Origin of the sequence: Synechococcus sp. UW106 (assembly GCF_900474015.1) — a bacterium.
Lineage (GTDB): Bacteria > Cyanobacteriota > Cyanobacteriia > PCC-6307 > Cyanobiaceae > Parasynechococcus.
This window is the reverse complement of the sequence record NZ_UCNV01000003.1, coordinates 19,632-37,526: the sequence shown is the minus strand read 5'-3', so window position 1 is coordinate 37,526 and position 17,895 is coordinate 19,632. Positions and strand designations below refer to the sequence as shown.

Sequence of the window (17,895 nt, the reverse complement as noted above, 5' to 3'; positions counted from 1 at the left end):
CGGGCGATGCTTGATATCTCTGACGCCCTCAGCTTCTTTCGCCTGAGCTGTGGCCGGTGGACCTCGCAGCGCAGCCAGCATCATCTGCTGCATCGCCGAGCCGAAGCCGGAGCCTCCTTCATCGTCGTGGAGGAACTGCTGAAGGGAGACAAGCGACTCGCGGAGATCGCCGAGCGCAATAACGAGAGCGTTGAGCGAATCGTCGGCGGTTGCTGGGTGCGCTGGAGCGGATCAATGGCCTGGGACCGCGCCGGTGAATCCCACGAGGACCAGACCATGTTCGGACTGATCCCCGAAGACGAGACAGGGCGACGCGGACTATTGCTGCGGGATCGCGGCTATGCCGAAAAAGCACCGGTGGCGGGCCAGTTCCGCATGGACGAGGAAAACGGCCTGATCCTCACCACTGATTACGAAATGATGAGCTCCCTCGAGCGCTTCTGGTTCGCGGGTCCGAATCTGCGGCTGCGCACCAGCACGGTTCAGGGGCTCTCCAACAACGCCTCCTTCTGCATGGAGACCCGGCAGCTGGATGACGCTCCGGAGTCCAGCCATAACGCTCAAACTTCCATCAGCGCAGCAGGCCTCGCCCCCTTCGGCTGGTAAGCAGAAATACTTAGAAGAAGTATTACGGCATGTAATCGCTGCAACACCTGCTGAAGGGGGCAAGACCGAGCACTTCTACGATCCCGAACAGTGGATGCTGTAGCTCGCGTGGCCATTCCTCTTCTGGAGTACGCACCGATCACCCAAAACTCCCTCAGGAGTGGTGTTCCAAACATTCGCGTTGGCTCCGAGGAAGGATCGAGGGCCTACTCCATTGAGATTGCCGACGACCGGGACAACTTCGACACGGTGGTCGAGAGCGGCTACCGCCAAATCTTTTTCCACGCCTTCGAGACAGATCGGGACGTCAACCTTGAGTCCCAGCTCAAGGATGGCCAAATCACCGTTCGTGATTTCATCCGCGGCCTGGTGCTCTCCGACACCTTCAAGCGCACCTTTTACGGCTTCAACAGCAACTACAAGGTTGTCCGCCACCTGTGCGAGCGAATCCTTGGTCGCAAAGTCAACGGGAAAGGCGAGGAGCTCTCTTGGTCGATCGTGATTGCGACCAAGGGCCTCGAGGGCCTGGTTGACGTTCTCCTCGACAGCACCGAGTACCTCGACACCTTCGGCTACGACACTGTTCCGTACCAGCGGAACCGCGTGCTTCCCGGCCGCGAGCTCGGTGACACTCCCTTCAACATCACCACCCCTCGCTACGACGAGTACTACCGCGGAATCCTGGGCTTCCCTCAGCTCATCTTTACCGGTGGTCCTGCCAAGAAATTGCCGGAACGCGCAAAGATCCGGAAGGGTGGTTCCCCTCAGGACTACATGGCCTGGGTGAGCGAAATCGGCAGTCCACGTCGGGTCGGTGGAAGCACCAGTGCCGACATCGACTACCTGACAAAGGTTCCCTATCGCACGCTTGGCCGCTGAGTCCGGAGCCAGGCTCACACAAAAAAAGCGGGGCTTAAGCCCCGCTTTTTTTGTGTGAGAGACAGTGATCCCCAGGATCGAAGCCCAACAAGTGGTCAGGATCCACTGACCCTTGGGCCATTACCGGCTCGAAAAGGAATTTTTCGGATCACAATGATCCCAAACGAAACCTGGAGTTTTTAGGCGTGTCTCAAACACTGTCATCACTGGCACGTCTCACCCTTCGTCAACTGCGTCAGATCGCCAGTGATCTGGGAGTGCCGCTCTACAGCCGCAAGAGCAAAGAGACCCTTGTTGACGAAGTTGCCCAGCGTCAGCAAAAGCGCGGTGGAGACCTGAAAGCCATCGAAGCTGAGCTCAACGCACCGGCCGTGAGCACGAGCGATACCCGCGTTGTGTTTCTGCCCCGTGATCCCCAATGGGCCTACGTGTTCTGGGAAATCTCGGAAGCCGATCGCAAGGTTGCCCAGAAAGATGGAGCCAGCCGTCTTTGCCTACGCCTGTCCGACGTCACCGGCATGCAGGACGGCAACGCACATCCACACACCCTTCAGGAAGTGCCGGTCGACAGCCACAGCACCGAGTGGTATCTGCCTGTACCTCTCTGCGACCGGGATTACCGGGTCGAACTGGGCTACCGCATCGGCACGACCTGGATGTCTCTGGCCTTCTCTTCGGTGGCGCGCGTGCCTGCTCTCCACCCCAGCGAACAGATTCTCGATCAGTTCGTTCCCTTCAGCCTCGATGCTGCACCAGCTGCACCAGCAACGCCGACTCCCGTCGCACCAAGTGAGTCGAGCAACAGTGGTCTGCACGAGCGGCTCTACCAAAGCGCAACTGTTCAGTTCCGCCGGCGCCGGGTCGGCTCCGAAGAATTCCAGGAAGGTTTTGATACCTCTGGCGACAGCACCGGCTTGAACGACTCCGGTGTTGGTCTCTGGGCAAGCGGTCGCAACGAATCCGGCCTGGGTGGTGTGGCACCTCGCCAACGCTCCTTCTGGCTGGTGGCCGACGCCGAACTGATTGTCTACGGCGCCACCGACCCTTCGGCCCGCCTCACCATCGGAGGAGAGGAAGTTCCTCTCTCCACTGACGGCACCTTCCGGATTCAGGTTCCCTTCCGGGATGGCGAACAGATGTATGCCATCGAGGCCACAGCCTCTGATGGAGAGCAGAAGCGCAACATCACGCTCAATTTCAAGCGTGAGACCCCTGAAGACAACAGCAACCCCGCCAGCGAAGCTCGCGCCGAGTGGTTCTGAATCCTTCTGATCCCAAAGCTCCAGCATCCCTGCGCTGGTTCGTGGCCATCACCCCCCTAGCGGGGGCGATGGTTTTTCCATTGGTCGTGCCCTTGGTGATGACACGGGTGAGTATCGGAGCAGGTGTTGGCGTGGCCCTCGTTCTGAGTGGCATCTGGTTTGTTGCGATGCTGAAGACATCGGAGATGCCCCACTGAAACCAGGGGAACTCTGATTAAGGCTCAGGGTTGAGCGGGATGCAGAAGAGCAAGTTGGCATTGATGGCAGCGGCTCTTCTCTGCAGTGGCTGCAGCCAAGCGGGATCGGTCGTGGGCGAAAGCCCAGCACGCCTGGCTATGCCTGAAGCAATCGATGTGGTCTTCAATCACAACGCCACATCGCGCTACCGCTCACCCCTCACAGGGGACTGGCGAAATGGTGACGACCTGGAGCAATGGCTGATTGCAGCCATTGCTGCCGCCAACGAGGAAGTGCTGGTTGCCGTTCAAGAGCTCAGCCTGCCAAGGATTGCCCAAGCACTGATCGCGGCGAAACAACGCGGTGTTCTTGTTCAGGTGATCCTTGAGAACAACTACAGTCCAGCCTGGAGCGAACAACGGCCGAGCCGATTGAACCAGCGCAAACGGAAGCGTTGGCATCAGTTAAACCAGCTGGCTGATCGCGATGGGGATGGGACCACCAGCCCGGAAGAAGCCTTCCGAGGTGATGCCGTGGCCTTACTCAAAGCGGCGCACATTCCACTGCTTGACGACACCGAAGACGGCAGCCGTGGCAGCGGCCTGATGCACCACAAGTTTCTGGTAATCGACCAAACATCGGTGATCACCGGAAGCGCCAATCTCACCAGCTCCGGCCTGCATGGTGATGCGGGGCGGCCATCCAGCCGCGGCAATGTGAATCACCTAATTCAGTTCAACAGCCCTGGGCTGGCATCGGTGTTCCGCCAGGAATTCGCCCAGATGTGGGGGGATGGTCCTGGTGGTGAACAGGACAGTCGCTTTGGCCTGCAGAAAGCAAGAGAAAGCGTTCAAACCGTGCAGATCGGTGACGTCCAGGTGGATGTGCTGTTCTCCCCCCATCCCAAGCGAGATGGGAATCACGGGCTCAACCTGCTGGCAAAGCAGTTGAGAACTGCAAGGAAGCGCGTCGACATGGCCCTGTTTGTGTTTTCCGCACAGCACTTAACGAACGTGCTGCGGGAACAGATCAAACAAGGCGTAGAGATCAGGCTGGTCGCCGATCCTGGTTTTGGCAGCCGCCCTTTCTCTGAAGTTCTCGATTTGCTGGGAGTTACCCTTCCGGATCACACCTGCGAAGTAGAAGCAGGCAACCAACCCCTTGATCAGCCCGTTCAAGGGATCGGCACGCCGCGCCTCGCCCGCGGCGACAAGCTGCACCACAAGTTCGCTGTAATCGATAACCGCACAGTGATCACTGGATCCTTCAACTGGTCACCCTCAGCCGCTCACACCAATGATGAAACGCTGCTGGTGATCCACTCACCCCAACTCGCCAAACACTTCACCCGAGAAATGTATCGCCTCTGGGACACCGCTGAACTCGGGATCACACCGCACATCCAACGCAAACTCGATCGTCAGCAGATCCGCTGCGGGGATGGAGAAGAGAGGCGCTGAAAAATCACGCCAAACCGGACACAATGAATGTCATGAAGTTCCCAAGTTTGATTCGAGTCGGTTTGGCGTTGGCCATTGCCGCTCCATCCATGGCTTCAGAGCCCTATGAGCCCTGGCCCAGTAAGGACCAGTTGCAGGGCATCGAACATGCTGCCTACGCCTGTTCCCGCGAGAACTCAACGGAAGCCTGCGCGCGCGTTCGCCAGCTTGCTGACCCTCTTATGGACAGTCAAAGGCTGCCCGGGCTTTGCAAAGACGTGCTGTGGAACTTGATAGATGAAGCCAAGGTCGCCAGCAGCAACGACTTCCGGCGCAAGGACACCATCACCAACACGGCCCGGCGCATCCCGAGGGTTTGCGCTGAGCCAGTGAAGAAAAAGGAAAAGCCCAAAGCGCGTCAGGCCTGAGCCTGTTTAAGGCTCAATCAAAGTCAAAACTGAACCGCTGACCTTGCATCAGTGTGGCCACTTCTCCTCGAATGGCATCCAGGAGCGCCACACTCACGTCGGGGTGCTTCTTGATCTCGTCGACAAACATCTGCACGTCGGCAGCGGTGAGACCGTGACTAGAAATTCGGGAGTCCACCTTTTTGCGGAACGACTCCAAAAGACTTTGCTGATCAGCGTCGAGAGGATTGGAACCGGGATGGGTGACGTCCATCGAAGAAACAGAGGCAATCAGTCGGATATCGCCGAATCGTCGAGCAAATCAAGCAACGTCTCGGATGTAGCGAGCATCTCGCCCATGCTGAGTTCGCTTTCCTGACCGGCAAGTTCGGAGGCCAACTCACACGCCTTGGAGGAGTGGCCTGAGACATCACAACTGTTGGACAACCGCACGATGGCATTGGAAAGCTTGCCGCGCAGGCATTCTTCAGAACCTGACTGATTGATTACAGCATTGGCTGCCGTGACCGCCTCTTGAGACGCCTTAGGCCAAGGCAAGGCCCGCTTCCAACTCTGCGATGCACCCACAGAAGGGGACAAGCAGGCGGTGCTGACGATCATCAGCAGCAGAAGGCGATGCATGGTCGTCGGCATTGGTGCGAGGCAAAGGGTAGCGATCTCAACTGGTCGCGCCCATGGCATCGCAAGTGGATTTCCATGTTTAGGTTCCGCATAAAGCCCCCCATCCGACGTGATGACCACTTCGGCCCCTGCAGAACCGACCCAACACCAGGTGCGCCTGGACGCCCCCTTCACCGACCAGAAGCCAGGGACCTCCGGCCTTCGTAAGAGCAGCATTCAGTTCGAGGAGCCCCATTACTTGGAGAGCTTCATCGAGGCGTCGTTTCGCACTCTCCCGGGCGTGCAAGGGGGAACCCTAGTGCTGGGTGGCGATGGCCGTTACGGCAACCTCCGTGCGATTGATGTGATCCTGCGGATGGGCGCCGCCCATGGCCTGAGCAAGGTGATCGTCACCACTGGCGGCATCCTCTCCACGCCTGCTGCTTCCAACCTGATCCGACAGCGCCAAGCCATCGGCGGCATCATCCTCTCCGCCAGCCACAACCCCGGCGGACCAAAAGGCGATTTCGGCGTCAAGGTGAATGGCGCCAACGGTGGGCCCACTCCCGCTTCCTTCACCGATGCGGTCTACGAGTGCACCAAGACCTTGGAGCACTACACGATCGTTGAGGCCGGAGCGATCCCCCTGGATACGCCCGGTCTGCACAGCATCGGTGCCATGCAGGTGGAGGTGATCGACGGCGTCGACGATTTCGTTGCGCTGATGCAGGAGCTGTTCAACTTCGATCAGATCCGCGATCTGATCCGCAGCGACTTCCCGCTGGCCTTTGACGCTATGCATGCCGTCACCGGGCCTTACGCCACCCGCTTGTTCGAAGGCTTGCTGGGTGCACCAGCAGGGAGTGTACGCAACGGCACCCCCTTAGAGGACTTCGGCAACGGTCACCCCGACCCCAACCTCACCTACGCCCACGAGCTGGCCGAACTGCTGCTCGAAAGTGACGACTACCGCTTTGGTGCCGCCTGCGACGGCGATGGCGATCGCAACATGATTCTGGGCCAGCGCTGCTTTGTGAATCCGAGCGACAGCCTTGCGGTGCTGACCGCTAATGCCACGGTGGCTCCTTCCTACGCCTCCGGCTTGGCGGGTGTCGCCCGATCCATGCCCACGAGCGCTGCCGTGGACGTGGTGGCCAAGGAACTGGGGATTGACTGCTTCGAAACCCCAACGGGCTGGAAATTCTTCGGCAACCTGCTGGACGCCGGAAAGATCACGCTCTGCGGTGAAGAGAGCTTCGGCACCGGCAGCAACCACGTGCGCGAAAAGGATGGCCTCTGGGCTGTACTGTTCTGGCTGCAGATCCTGGCCGTACGCCGCTGCAGCGTCGCCGAGATCATGGCGGAGCACTGGAAGCGCTTCGGGCGCCACTACTACTCGCGTCACGACTACGAAGCCGTCGCCAGCGACGCAGCCCACGGTCTCTACGACCGCCTGGAGGCCATGTTGCCGAGCCTGATCGACCAATCCTTTGCCGGACGCGTCATCAGCGAAGCGGACAACTTCAGCTACACCGACCCCGTGGATGGTTCCGTCACCACGGGCCAGGGTCTGCGCATCCTTCTGGACGACGGCAGCCGGGTGGTGGTGCGTCTCTCCGGCACAGGCACCAAAGGCGCCACGATCCGGATCTACCTGGAGAGCTATGTGCCTAGCAGTGGCGACCTCAACCAGGACCCACAGGTCGCCCTCGCCGACATGATCAGCGCCATCAACGACCTGGCGGAGATCAAACAACGCACTGGGATGGATGCCCCCACCGTGATTACTTGAAGCAGGTGATCACGTGAAGCTTGCGATCACGTGAAGCGGCTGAACACAACCGAGAACAAAAAAGCCACCCGCTGGGTGGCTTTTTTCATGGCTCTTGTTGATTCCTCAGCGACGACGACCACGGTGAGAGTTGTAGTGGCGATAGGCCGGATCGGTGGCCTCTTCCTGCAGCTGACGCATCGTCTCGATGGCAAACCCACCCAAGCTTCCTGAGGTGATCACCATCAGATAGAAGAGACGCAAGCGGCCAACATCGATCTCGGCCGGGCTGTTGTCGATCAGCACCTTGAGGAAATAGGCAACAGCCAAGCCAAGGCCAGCACCAATGGCCACAGCAATCAAAACGCGCATGCCACTGAAGGGCTTGCGCTGATTCACCTCAGGCTTCGGCTCAGACATCAGCTTGGTTGCGGAGTGGGAGTTGCGCCATCCTCAGGAGGCTTGGCATCGGCTTGTCCCAGCAGGGTCTTCATCACCACGTAGAAGACAGGAACCACCAAGGTGGAAAGGAAGGTTGCCACCAGCAAGCCACCGAACACCACCAAACCCAGGGACGACTGACTCTGGGCACCAGCTCCTTTCGCCAACATCAATGGCAAGAAACCGGTGAGGGAGGAAATCGCCGTCATCAGAATGGGGCGCAAGCGCGACTTGGCCGAGAACGTGGCAGCTTCCAGCGCCGAGGCCCCTTCTCCCATCTTCTGGTTGGCCAGGTCGACGATGAGAATCGCGTTGCCGCCCGCAAGACCAATCAACATCACCAGTCCCACCTGGGCATAGATGTTGAGCACCTGACCGGCCGCCCCAAGGAAAACAAGCGCTCCCAGCAGGGCCGTGGGCACCGTCAGCAAGATGATGATCGGATCGGTGTAGCTCTCGTACTGGGCGGAGAGCACCAGGAACACAGCCAGGATGCCCAGGGCGAAGATCACAACGGCCAGGGATCCGGCCTTCACTTCCTCTCGGGAGATCCCGGTCCAGTCGAAGCCGAGACCTTGGTAACTACCTGTGTTGAAGATCTGCTTCATCGCCCCGATCGCCTGACCCGAGCTATTGCCCTCCTTGGGGGTGCCATCAATCTTGATCGAGCGATAGAGGTTGAAGTGAGGAATGACGCTCGGGCCCACCGTCTGCTTCACCGTGAAGAATTCCGAGAGTGGAATCTGTTCACCCTTGGCATTGGCGACGTAGATGGCTGACAGCCGCTGTGGGGTGGCCCGGCTCACCTCATCCGCCTGCACATAGACCCGCCGCACCTTGCCTTCCTGGAAGGTGTCGTTCACATAGGCACCACCGAAGTTGACACTGAAGGCCGACATTGCTGAACCGAAGTCGACACCGAGGGACGCCATCTGCTCCCGATCGACATCGATCTTGTATTGCGGAGCCTGCGGCGAGAACAACGAATAGACCTGATTCAGGACGGGATCGGTGTTCGCCGTCTGAATGATTTGCTGGGCAGACCCGAAAAACTCATTCAGCGAATACACACCGCTGCTCTGATCCAGCAGCTGGAACTCGAAGCCGCCACCGGTGCCGTAGCCGGGGATCGACGGGGGCTCGACCACAAACACCCGACCACCATCAATCGCGGCATACAACTTGGCATTGAGACGCTTCACCACAGCACCCACGGTGTGGTCCTTACCGGGACGTTCATCCCAATGCTTCATCCCGATGAAGAACAGACCCTTGTTGGGGGCGTTGCCATCGAGGCTGGCGCCACTGAACAGAGCAGCCGATGAGATGTCTTCTTCCGAGCGCATCACCTCGGCCACCTGACGGTTGATCTCCAGGGTTTTCGCGTTGGAGACCCCATCAGGAGCCTGCACGAAACCGATGGCGTAGCCCTGATCTTCAATCGGCACAAAACCACCAGGGATGCGGGTGAAGGCAAAACCGGTGAGCAGGATGCCCGCAGCCAGAGCCGCCATCACGATCGGGCGCGCTTTGAGCACGCCATCGAGGATCGTGGCGTAGCGCTTCTCAAAGCCGCCGTAGAGGCGATTGAAGTTGGTGAAGATCAGGGGAACGAAGTAGCCGACACCGCCACCGATGGCGGTGAACAACACCACAGGGATCGGATTGGTGAAGATGACCCCGGTGGTGATCACGCCCACTGCAGCGCCACCAGCGGTGAAGGGAAGACGCAGGGGCAGGCCGGTGATCTTGCCGGCGATGAAGCCGATCACAGCACCGATCACCGTGGGGATCAGGGCGGCGGCGGCTCCATTACCAGCACTGAGCAGGCCGTAGATGAAACCAAGAACAACACCGGCCGTGGCGTACTGATTGCGGCTGAGCTCCTTGGTTTCGCGGGACAGCAGCAGGGCCGAGAGCATCGGCGAGAACGTCAGCGCATTGAAGGTGGAGATGCCGATCGAAAAGAGGATCGTGGCGGCGAACTGCTTGTAGATCGTGCCGGTGGCACCGGGGAAAAACAGCACCGGAAGGAACACCGCCATCTTCACGAGGGAGGTGGCGATCACAGCCCCAAACAGCTCATCCATGGTTTCCATGGCTGCCTGCACGGAGGTCATGCCCTCAGCCTTCTTGGCTGAGGTGTCTTCCACCACCGTGATGGCATCGTCAACCACGAGGCCGGTCGCAAGCACCAAACCAAACAGTGTGAGCTGGTTGAGCGAGAAGCCGAAGGCCAGCACCAAAGCGAAAGTGCCGATCAACGCCACTGGAATCGCAATGGCGGGAACAAGCGTGGCCTTCCAGTTCTGAAGGAACAGGAACAGAATCAGCACCACCAGAATCACCGCATCCCGCAGGGAGTTGGTCACACCTTTGATCGACTGGTTGATGAAGTCGGTGGTGTCGTAGATCTTCTGCACCCCGAGGCCAACAGGCAGGGTTTTCTCAAACTCGCCCAGCACGTCCTTGACGCCGTTGGAGACCTCAATGGCGTTACTGCCGGAGAGCTGGTAGATGGCGATACCCACCGAAGGCGTGCCATTGAGATCCATTGCATCGATGCCGTAGGTCTCACCGCCGAGCTCCACCCGGCCTACATCCTTGAGCCGCACCAGACCACCGGCGTCGGTGGTTCTCAGAATGATGTTCTCAAATTCCTGGGTGCTGGTCAGACGTCCCTGCAGCTGAACGGTGAAGGTGAACTCCTGACCTTCAGGCGCAGGGGCACCGCCAATCTGGCCAGCAGGCACCAGACGGTTCTGACTGCGCAGCTGATTGACCACATCGGTGGCCGAGAGATTGTTGGCGGTCAGTTTCTCCGGATCAAGCCAGAGCCGGAAGGCGATCTTTCTGTTGCCGAAGTAGGTGACGTCGCCGACGCCCTTCACCCGCTTGACATTGTCGGTGAGGTTCTTGTCGAGATATCCACTGATCGTCTCCACCGAGTATTCGGTCTTGGAGGGGTCTTCGTTGACGAAGTTGTAGACGAGCAGAATCGAGTTGGAGGCCTTGTTGACCGTCACACCCGACTTGCGCACCTCCTCGGGCAACTGCGGCTCCGCCAGGGAGACTCGGTTCTGAACATTCACCTGGTTGATGTTGCCATCGGTGCCGCTTTCAAATGACACCGAGATCGAACTCACACCGTCAGACGAGCTGTTGGAGGTGATGAAGTCCATGTTCTCCACACCGTTGATCTGCTGCTCGAGAACGGAGGTCACCCCCTGCTCAACAGCAACCGCATCTGCGCCCACGTAGGTGGACTGCACCTTCACCGTTGGCGGAGCAATGTCTGGAAGGTTTTCGATCGGAAGGATCGGAATCGCGATCAAACCGACGATCACGATCAACAGGCTGCAGACCGTGCTGAGAACCGGCCTGGTAATGAAGTTATTGGAAGCAGACATCGTTCAACCTCAGTTCGCCTTGGCGGGTTGCACCTGCACGGGCATGCCGTGTTTCAGGTTGAGCAGATTGGTGGTGACCACCATCTGGTTGGCTTCAAGGCCTTTGGTGATCGGGTAGAGCTGGTTCTCCAATTCGCCCACCGTGACCGGCGTTTGCAGGGCGAACTTGGCGTCGGCGGGAAGCTTGCCGGCCTTGATTCCCTTCTCCAGGGTTTCAATATCAGCCTTGCCGGGATTCTCCTTGAGCTCCTCAAACGTGCCGAGGCGGAACACGAAGCTCTGGCCTGACGTCTGGGTGACAGCGGCAAAGGGAACGGCAAGTTCTTCTTCAGCCTTGATCTGAACCCGAGTGCGAAGACGCTGACCATCCCGCAGTTTTCCATCCTCATTTGGGAAGACCGCCTTCACCAGCAATCCCTGGGTCTGCTTGTTGACCCGGGGGTCGATCGATCCCACCTCTCCGGTAGCAAGCAGGTCGTAACTACCCGGCGCACTGAGCAGCACCGGCTGCCCAAGGGCCAGACGAGAGGAGAACACTGCGGGCACCTCGACTTGTGCTTCGAGTTCGTTGTTTTGCACCAGGCTGGTGAACACCTGGCCCTGCTGGATCACATCGCCCACCTTGACGGTGACGTCGGCCACCATTCCTGGAGAGGGTGCAATCAGGTTGTTGTAGTTCAGCGTTGCTTCGGTGGATTTGACCTTCTCCTCAGCAGCGATGTACTGAGTCCGGTAGCGGTCGAGCTCCTTCTGGGAGGCAGCTCCCGTTTGAGCCAAATACTGGTATCGCTCGTAGTTCACCTTGGCGGTATCCGCCTTGGCCTTGTCTTCAGCAAGCCGGGCCCGTTGCTGCTCTTGGTCGAGAACCACCAGCAGCTGGCCAGCTTCAACTTCATCGCCCTGGCGAATCTTCAAATCAAGGATTCGACCTCCCGACTGGGCGGCGAGCTCGACAAGATTGCTGGCCTCCAGCGTGCTGACGGTGTCGACACCCTCGGTGAATTCAGCCATCTGGGTCGAGACGGCTTGCACCTTCGGCGGCGGCGGCTTCGGTGCTTCGCTCTTGCAGGAACTGACCGTGATCAGGGCGGCGAGGGTGAGCAGGAGTCGCTGCGGATGACGCACGGCAAAAAGGCTTTCTCGGATTATGCAGCGTTCCTGAGAGCCTGGCCGCACAGGATTTGCACCTCTGGGAACCGGCACGCCAAAAAACGTTCGATTCGGACCAGTTCCAGCGCCGATTGAGAACGTCAGGGACACTGGGTCAACGCCGATTGTCCGTTGGGTCAGGACCTCTTCGCTTTTCACGGTGAGCAGCAACGGCGGCGGCTGGCCCCCTTGGCCGACCGGATGCGCCCTCGCACGCTGGAGGAATTTGAGGGTCAGAGCGGGATCTTGGCGGACGGACGGCTACTACGTCGCGCCATCAAGGCCGATCGGGTTGGCAACCTGATCCTGCATGGACCGCCGGGGGTCGGCAAAACCACCCTGGCGCGGATCATTGCCAACCACACCCGCGCTCACTTCAGCAGCCTCAATGCCGTTCTCGCAGGTGTGAAAGACCTGCGTATCGAGGTGGATGCTGCACGCCAACGGCTGGAACGGCATGGATTGCGCACGATCCTGTTCATCGATGAGGTGCACCGCTTCAACAGTGCCCAGCAGGATGCCCTGTTGCCGTGGGTGGAGAACGGAACCGTCACCCTGATCGGTGCCACCACGGAGAACCCCTATTTCGAAGTCAACAAGGCGCTGGTCAGCCGCTCACGGCTGTTCCGTCTGTTGCCACTGGAGCCAGAGGATTTAAAGCGGCTGCTGCAACGCGCCCTTGCTGATGGGGAACGGGGCTACGGCGACCAGTCAATCGTCATCAGCAATGATGCCGCCGACCACCTCGTGGACGTGGCGGGCGGCGACGCCCGCAGCCTTCTCAATGCCCTCGAACTGGCGGTGGAAAGTTCAGAGCCCGATGGCGAGGGGGTGATTCAGATCAATCTGGCCATCGCCGAGGAATCGATCCAGCAGCGGGCGGTGCTCTACGACAAGCACGGCGATGCCCACTACGACACCATCAGTGCCTTCATCAAATCGCTGCGGGGCTCGGATGCCGATGCGGCGATGTTTTGGCTGGCGCGCATGGTGGAGGCCGGCGAAAACCCGCGCTTCATTTTCCGGCGGATGCTGATCGCAGCGGGGGAAGACATCGGCCTAGCCGACCCGCAGGCCATTGTTGTGGTGGAAGCCTGTGCCGCTGCCTTCGAACGGGTGGGGCTGCCGGAAGGGCTGTATCCACTGGCCCAGGCCGCCCTTTACCTGGCGGGTACCGAAAAGAGCAACAGCGTTCTGGGCTTCTTTGATGCCCTGAAAACGGTCCGCGCCGCCCGGCAGCAGGACGTGCCCGGGCACTTGCGCGATGCCAACCGGGACGGAGCCGCCTTTGGCGACGGCGCGGGCTACCGCTACCCCCACGCCTATGCCGAACACTGGGTGGAGCAGCAATACCTCCCCGCGGCACTGCAAGGGGAGGTGTTCTGGCAGCCCGGCCAACTGGGATGGGAGGGGGAACGGCGGGAGAGGATGGCAGAACGCCGGACAGCCCAACTCGCCGCGGCCGCAGAACTGGCGGCCGACCAGCCCTTGCTGCTCAGCAGCGGGCCCGACCGTCCCGGGGTGGACCGCTGGGTGCAGCGCCAACTGGGCCAGGAGGGAGAACGCCTGCAGCGGCTGCGCGAGCGGCTCTGGCGAGACATCCCCTGGACCCGCAGGGATCGAGTGCTGCTGGTGGGGATGCGTTCGCTGATCTGGGCCATCGATCCCTTGCGGGCCGCCCCAGAAGGTGGCGTGACCGTGCTGTGCGACAACGAAGCGGACCGCAACCGATTGGAAGCGCAGCTGGATCTGCTCGAACCGGAGCATCGACCCCAAATGCTGACCGACAACCTCGACGCCCTGTCGTCGACCCAAGCCTTCGACTGGATCGGAGGACGGCTCGCCGCAGCAGACCTGCAAAAGCAGAACTGGACAGCGCTACTGGATGCGATCAACCGGCATTCCCACCCGACGACGGGCTTAAGGCTGCTGCTCAGTCGCGCCGAACTCGGTCCCGCCGGTGCTCTGCAGCAGAACGGGGGCGCAGAGGAGCTCTTAGGCCCTGTTGTGGCCCAGGAACAAGGCTGGCTCGAGCTCCAACAGCGCCCTGAAGAGCTCCTGGCGAAGGCGGGCTGGCAGCTCAGTTGCGACGATTGGCTGGAACCCCTGATCCTGCCGGGGGGAAAAGAGCTGGCCGACCGATGGCTGACCGAGGGGTCGCCTTACCGGCAGGCCATGGGAGCAATCAAAACGGAGGTGCTAGCGGAATTGCGCCGGAGGTTGAACGGCCTAGGCGACGGCGGCCTGCGACTGCCCATGCGCCATCAACTGATCAAAGGCAACCGAATCACGCCATAAAAAAACCCCGGCCGAAGCCGGGGCGATGCAACAGGGCTCAGGGCCTGATCACCAGAGGGGACGGGCAGGAGCGACGTAAGCGGGACGAGCAGCGGGCTCGGGCAGCACGGAGTTGGCCTGCACGCAGGCGGGGAGGAAGACGTACCAGGACAGCAAGGAGGTGCACTGGGCGTCGCCTTCGCACTTGTCGGGGGCGCAGACGTTCTGCATGCCGTCGTAGGTGCCGCAGGTGTCAGCCAGGCGGAAGTCCACGGGCAGTTCAGCCATGATGCTGGCGGAGGAGATTTCACCGTCGATGGAGTCGGCGATGATCGCGGAACGGAGGGCCACCACGGAGGTGGACTTCATCTTCCAGTAAGGGAAGTAGGAACGGGTCTGATCCTTCAGGAACTTGACGCCGTCGTCGGAGTACAGGAAGCGGGACACGCCGATGATGTCAACGGCGTAGGTCTTGGTCATGCCTTCCTGGATTTCTTCGGCAGTCCAACCGGAGTTGTTGATGCCGGCATCCAGAGCACGATCGGTGACTTCACCGGTGGTCAGGAAAGTCTTGAACTCAGAAGAGGTGGTGGTCCACACAGCACCGCCGGTGTTCCAACGAACGGGGCGGGAGGTGCCTGCTTCAGCAGGAGCCGCCAGAGCGGCGAGGGATGCACCGGCCAGAAGGCCAGCGGCGAGACGAGAAAACACGGACGAAAAGGAGCACGTCATTAGAAAAAATAGCTCCCGAAAGAAAAATCGCCAATAAAGCCGAGCCCCCTGAAAGGCTTCCATCAAGACGACAATTGAATTTTCGCAAAGGAGTCTCGCAAGACTCAATATTTCCGCTCGATTTGTACCTTCTTCAGACCAAAAGAAAGCAGAAATCGCCCATCAATTCAAGTAAATCCTTTGCCAGCCATCCGGGCAGCGGTCTTCATGCACCAGACCCACGCCATCCCGCTCACCGCGGCAGTGACGCATCCGCAGGCGACCGCCCCAGCGCTCCACCACGGCCAGGTAAGCCTCCGTGCCGTGATGAGGCTGAATCCAGAGACGGGTTCGAACGGCATCACGATCAACCGTTGCCACCAGCTGTTGACCGGCAGACAGGCCGAGATCCTGCAGGGAGCCTGCGAATTCACCCCAGTAATGGCGCGTCATCTGCGCACGGGTGAAATCCATCAGCAGGGTTTCGGCTTCACTGCGTTGATGCAAGGTGATTTCGCGCTGCAACAGCTGCCGGCTCAAATTCTCCTCCGACGGCCGTGGAGCGGCTTGATCCAACGAGAGACCGTGACGCGGTGCGACGAGCGCACTCACCCCAATGGCCAACAGACCTAGAGCAGCCAGGGAACGTCCGATTTGGTCCACCCGAGTCCGCGACACCATGGCCCAACAACTGCAGGTTGGTTGCAACGTAGGCACCACAAACAATCTTGTCCTGAACCGGGCTTGTCCTGAACGCCGTACGCTGCCGCCACTGCCAAAGCACAGTCTGTGAGCCTGCAAATCGGCGACGCCGCCCCCGACTTCAGCCTTCCCGATCAGAATGGTGAACCCGTCAGCCTTGCTTCACTGCGTGGGAAGAAGGTTGTTTTGTACTTCTATCCCAAGGACGACACCCCTGGGTGCACCAAGGAAGCCTGCAACTTCCGCGATCGCTGGGATCAACTGAAGGCCAACAACATCACCGTTCTGGGCATCAGCAAGGACGGAGCCACATCCCACAGCAAATTCATCAACAAACACGAGCTCCCCTTCACGCTGCTCACCGATGTAGAGCCCTGTGCGGTAGCCAGTCTCTACGAAAGCTATGGGCTGAAAAAATTCATGGGGCGCGAATACATGGGAATGATGCGCCACACCTTTTTGATTGATGAAGCCGGAAAAATCGAACGGATTTATCTCAAGGTCAAAGCGGCCACCATGGCCGACACATTGATCAGCGATCTCGACCTGAGCTGATGCCTGCGGCCAGATCCAACAGAGCCTGCAGCTGAAGATCAGTCTCCACCTGCAGCAATTCCGTTGCACAGGCCCAGTGCATCTTGATCAGCTCAGCGTCACCACCGCAGATCCAAAGCAACCCTTGCGAGTGCTGCTGGGCCACTTCGATGGCGGCCAGCAACCCTTGCAACACACCCTGCTGCATGGCCGCCACCGTTTCTTGGGGAAAGATGTCTTGTGGGAAGGCATCTTGATGACGCTCCAGCGTTGATGGAAGGCCAACAGTTCCCTCCGCCATGGCCCTGAGCTGCAGGCGATAGCCCGGTAGCAACTGGCCTCCAGCAAAACAGCCATCCGCACCCACCTTGGTGAGGCTCAACACGGTGCCTGCATCCACCAAAAGCAGCCCCCTGGAACAGTCGAGCTGCTGCTCCTGACTGCGTCGCCAGGCCATCCATGCCCCGAGCGCTCGATCCACACCCAACCAAGGAGGTGCCTTCGGCAAAGGAACATCCTCCAGTCGAATGCGCAGGTGCTGGTGGTGCCTGAGCTGCTCGGGCACCGCTCCCACCGCTGCCCAGATCGGAGGATCTGGGCCGATTCGACCAGGGTCTGGATCAACGTGATCAATACGAACACCCTGCTCAGTCCGCTGGGCCCAATGCCAGCGACTGTTGCCAATCAGCAGAACGCGGCCACCACTCCGTTCAAACGCCTTCACTCAGATGCCTTCACCCATCAACCCTTCAACAGCGTCCTGGGGCAGATGAATTCCACACTCCTGCTTTAGCCCCCCAAATCGGGTGTCGCGGCCACTCAGGTCTCCCACATCAGGGCCACTGGAATGCCAATCCCCCACTGTGGAATAGCCCTGCTCGAACAATGGATGCTGAGGGAGATTGTTTGATTGCATGTAGTAGTAGACATCGCGCTGGGTCCACTCGAGGAGTGGTCTCAATGACCAGCGCTCCCGAATCTGGTCCAAGGCCGTCATCGAGCGACGGTGATCGGTCTGACCACGCCGCACGCCGCTGGCCCAGCAGCGCGTATGGAGGTCATTGAGCGCTTGCTCCAGAGGTTCCACCTTGCGGATCCGGTGATAGGTCTCCAGGTCTTCGACACGGCCAGACTCCCAGAGCTGACCATGCAAGGCCTCCATTCGAGCCGGGGACATCTCGCTCTGACGAACCACCAGACGAATCTTGAGCTGATCGGTGAGTTGGTGGGCGTAGGAGTAAGTCTCCGGGGGCAAATAACCGGTATCAATCCAGATCACCGGAACAGCGTCACCTCCGGGAAGTGTGCTCAGCATGTGCAGGAGCACAGCCGACTGAATGCCAAAACTGGTCGTCAGAGCAAATCGGTCGCCGAATTGATCCAGCCCCCAGGCCAGACGCTCCTGCGGCTCCATGGTCTCAAGCAGCTTGCGCCCATCGCGCAAGTCGTTTTGCACCGCCATGGGCACCATTGCGTCGGGGGCCTCCGTCATCACGCCATCCTCCCCTG

Annotated in this window: 18 protein-coding genes; 9 read left to right on the top strand and 9 right to left on the bottom strand. The window is 59.9% G+C overall.

Going from position 1 to position 17,895, the window contains the following annotated elements:
- The first annotated feature begins 6 nt into the window (after window positions 1–6).
- The 6 genes from DXY30_RS01495 to DXY30_RS01470 all read left to right on the top strand — a co-directional run bounded on the left by DXY30_RS01495 (window position 7) and on the right by DXY30_RS01470 (window position 4,791).
- Complete coding sequence (locus DXY30_RS01495; RefSeq protein WP_115093092.1) at window positions 7–606, top strand: phycobiliprotein lyase; 600 nt, start codon at window positions 7–9, stop codon at window positions 604–606.
- Between the two features lie 90 nt (window positions 607–696).
- Entirely contained in the window at window positions 697–1,485 is a 789-nt protein-coding gene (locus DXY30_RS01490; protein WP_115093091.1) for a phycobilisome rod-core linker polypeptide, read from the top strand.
- 185 nt (window positions 1,486–1,670) lie between these two features.
- Window positions 1,671–2,747 carry a DUF4912 domain-containing protein gene (locus tag DXY30_RS01485; protein ID WP_115093090.1) on the top strand — a complete coding sequence of 359 codons (1,077 nt, stop codon included), beginning with the start codon at window positions 1,671–1,673 and terminating at the stop codon, window positions 2,745–2,747.
- On the top strand, window positions 2,738–2,944 hold the full coding sequence (locus DXY30_RS01480) for a hypothetical protein (protein WP_115022537.1): 207 nt from the start codon (window positions 2,738–2,740) through the stop codon (window positions 2,942–2,944). The genes DXY30_RS01485 and DXY30_RS01480 overlap by 10 nt, the downstream gene beginning before the upstream one ends.
- Window positions 2,945–3,007: 63 nt before the next feature.
- Entirely contained in the window at window positions 3,008–4,384 is a 1,377-nt protein-coding gene (locus tag DXY30_RS01475; RefSeq protein ID WP_244281200.1) for a phospholipase D-like domain-containing protein, read from the top strand.
- 32 nt (window positions 4,385–4,416) lie between these two features.
- Entirely contained in the window at window positions 4,417–4,791 is a 375-nt protein-coding gene (locus tag DXY30_RS01470) for a hypothetical protein (RefSeq protein WP_244281199.1), read from the top strand.
- A 13-nt stretch (window positions 4,792–4,804) separates the two neighbouring features.
- Here DXY30_RS01470 and DXY30_RS01465 read toward each other — a convergent pair whose 3' ends face one another.
- Window positions 4,805–5,044 (bottom strand): hypothetical protein, encoded by a 240-nt coding sequence (locus DXY30_RS01465; protein ID WP_115093087.1) that lies wholly within the window; start codon window positions 5,042–5,044, stop codon window positions 4,805–4,807.
- A gap of 17 nt (window positions 5,045–5,061) precedes the next feature.
- On the bottom strand, window positions 5,062–5,532 hold the full coding sequence (locus DXY30_RS01460; RefSeq protein WP_244281198.1) for a hypothetical protein: 471 nt from the start codon (window positions 5,530–5,532) through the stop codon (window positions 5,062–5,064).
- On the opposite strand from DXY30_RS01460, the gene DXY30_RS01455 reads away from it, so the two are divergent.
- Complete coding sequence (locus tag DXY30_RS01455) at window positions 5,525–7,183, top strand: alpha-D-glucose phosphate-specific phosphoglucomutase (protein ID WP_115093086.1); 1,659 nt, start codon at window positions 5,525–5,527, stop codon at window positions 7,181–7,183. The genes DXY30_RS01460 and DXY30_RS01455 overlap by 8 nt on opposite strands.
- Window positions 7,184–7,288: 105 nt before the next feature.
- Here DXY30_RS01455 and DXY30_RS01450 read toward each other — a convergent pair whose 3' ends face one another.
- The 3 genes from DXY30_RS01450 to DXY30_RS01440 are packed head-to-tail and all read right to left on the bottom strand — an operon-like array spanning window position 7,289 to window position 12,138.
- On the bottom strand, window positions 7,289–7,582 hold the full coding sequence (locus DXY30_RS01450) for a hypothetical protein (protein ID WP_115093085.1): 294 nt from the start codon (window positions 7,580–7,582) through the stop codon (window positions 7,289–7,291).
- The gene (locus DXY30_RS01445) at window positions 7,582–11,013 is read right to left on the bottom strand and encodes an efflux RND transporter permease subunit (RefSeq protein ID WP_115093084.1); all 3,432 of its coding nucleotides are present in this window, start codon (window positions 11,011–11,013) and stop codon (window positions 7,582–7,584) included. The genes DXY30_RS01450 and DXY30_RS01445 overlap by 1 nt, the downstream gene beginning before the upstream one ends.
- A 9-nt stretch (window positions 11,014–11,022) precedes the next feature.
- Window positions 11,023–12,138, bottom strand: a complete 1,116-nt coding sequence (locus DXY30_RS01440; protein ID WP_170951088.1) for an efflux RND transporter periplasmic adaptor subunit — start codon at window positions 12,136–12,138, stop codon at window positions 11,023–11,025.
- Window positions 12,139–12,294: 156 nt separating this feature from the next.
- On the opposite strand from DXY30_RS01440, the gene DXY30_RS01435 reads away from it, so the two are divergent.
- A complete protein-coding gene (locus DXY30_RS01435; protein WP_115093083.1) occupies window positions 12,295–14,460 on the top strand; it encodes an AAA family ATPase in 2,166 nt (721 codons plus the stop codon).
- Window positions 14,461–14,508: 48 nt separating this feature from the next.
- Here DXY30_RS01435 and DXY30_RS01430 read toward each other — a convergent pair whose 3' ends face one another.
- Together DXY30_RS01430 and DXY30_RS01425 are read right to left on the bottom strand one after the other, a co-directional pair.
- Window positions 14,509–15,171: an alpha/beta hydrolase gene (locus DXY30_RS01430; RefSeq protein ID WP_115093287.1), complete on the bottom strand. Its 663-nt coding sequence runs from the start codon at window positions 15,169–15,171 to the stop codon at window positions 14,509–14,511.
- Window positions 15,172–15,333: 162 nt separating this feature from the next.
- Window positions 15,334–15,831, bottom strand: coding sequence for a thymidylate synthase (locus tag DXY30_RS01425; protein ID WP_115093082.1), 498 nt, complete (start codon window positions 15,829–15,831; stop codon window positions 15,334–15,336).
- A gap of 108 nt (window positions 15,832–15,939) precedes the next feature.
- Here DXY30_RS01425 and bcp point away from each other — a divergent pair, with 108 nt between their 5' ends.
- On the top strand, window positions 15,940–16,407 hold the full coding sequence (gene bcp / locus DXY30_RS01420; protein ID WP_115093081.1) for a thioredoxin-dependent thiol peroxidase: 468 nt from the start codon (window positions 15,940–15,942) through the stop codon (window positions 16,405–16,407).
- On the opposite strand, the gene DXY30_RS01415 is transcribed toward bcp, so the two are convergent.
- Both DXY30_RS01415 and DXY30_RS01410 read right to left on the bottom strand, forming a co-directional pair.
- Window positions 16,385–17,110, bottom strand: a complete 726-nt coding sequence (locus DXY30_RS01415) for a type III pantothenate kinase (RefSeq protein WP_115093080.1) — start codon at window positions 17,108–17,110, stop codon at window positions 16,385–16,387. The genes bcp and DXY30_RS01415 overlap by 23 nt on opposite strands.
- Window positions 17,111–17,878, bottom strand: coding sequence for a phosphoadenylyl-sulfate reductase (locus DXY30_RS01410; protein WP_371638543.1), 768 nt, complete (start codon window positions 17,876–17,878; stop codon window positions 17,111–17,113).
- Window positions 17,879–17,895: the final 17 nt, after the last annotated feature.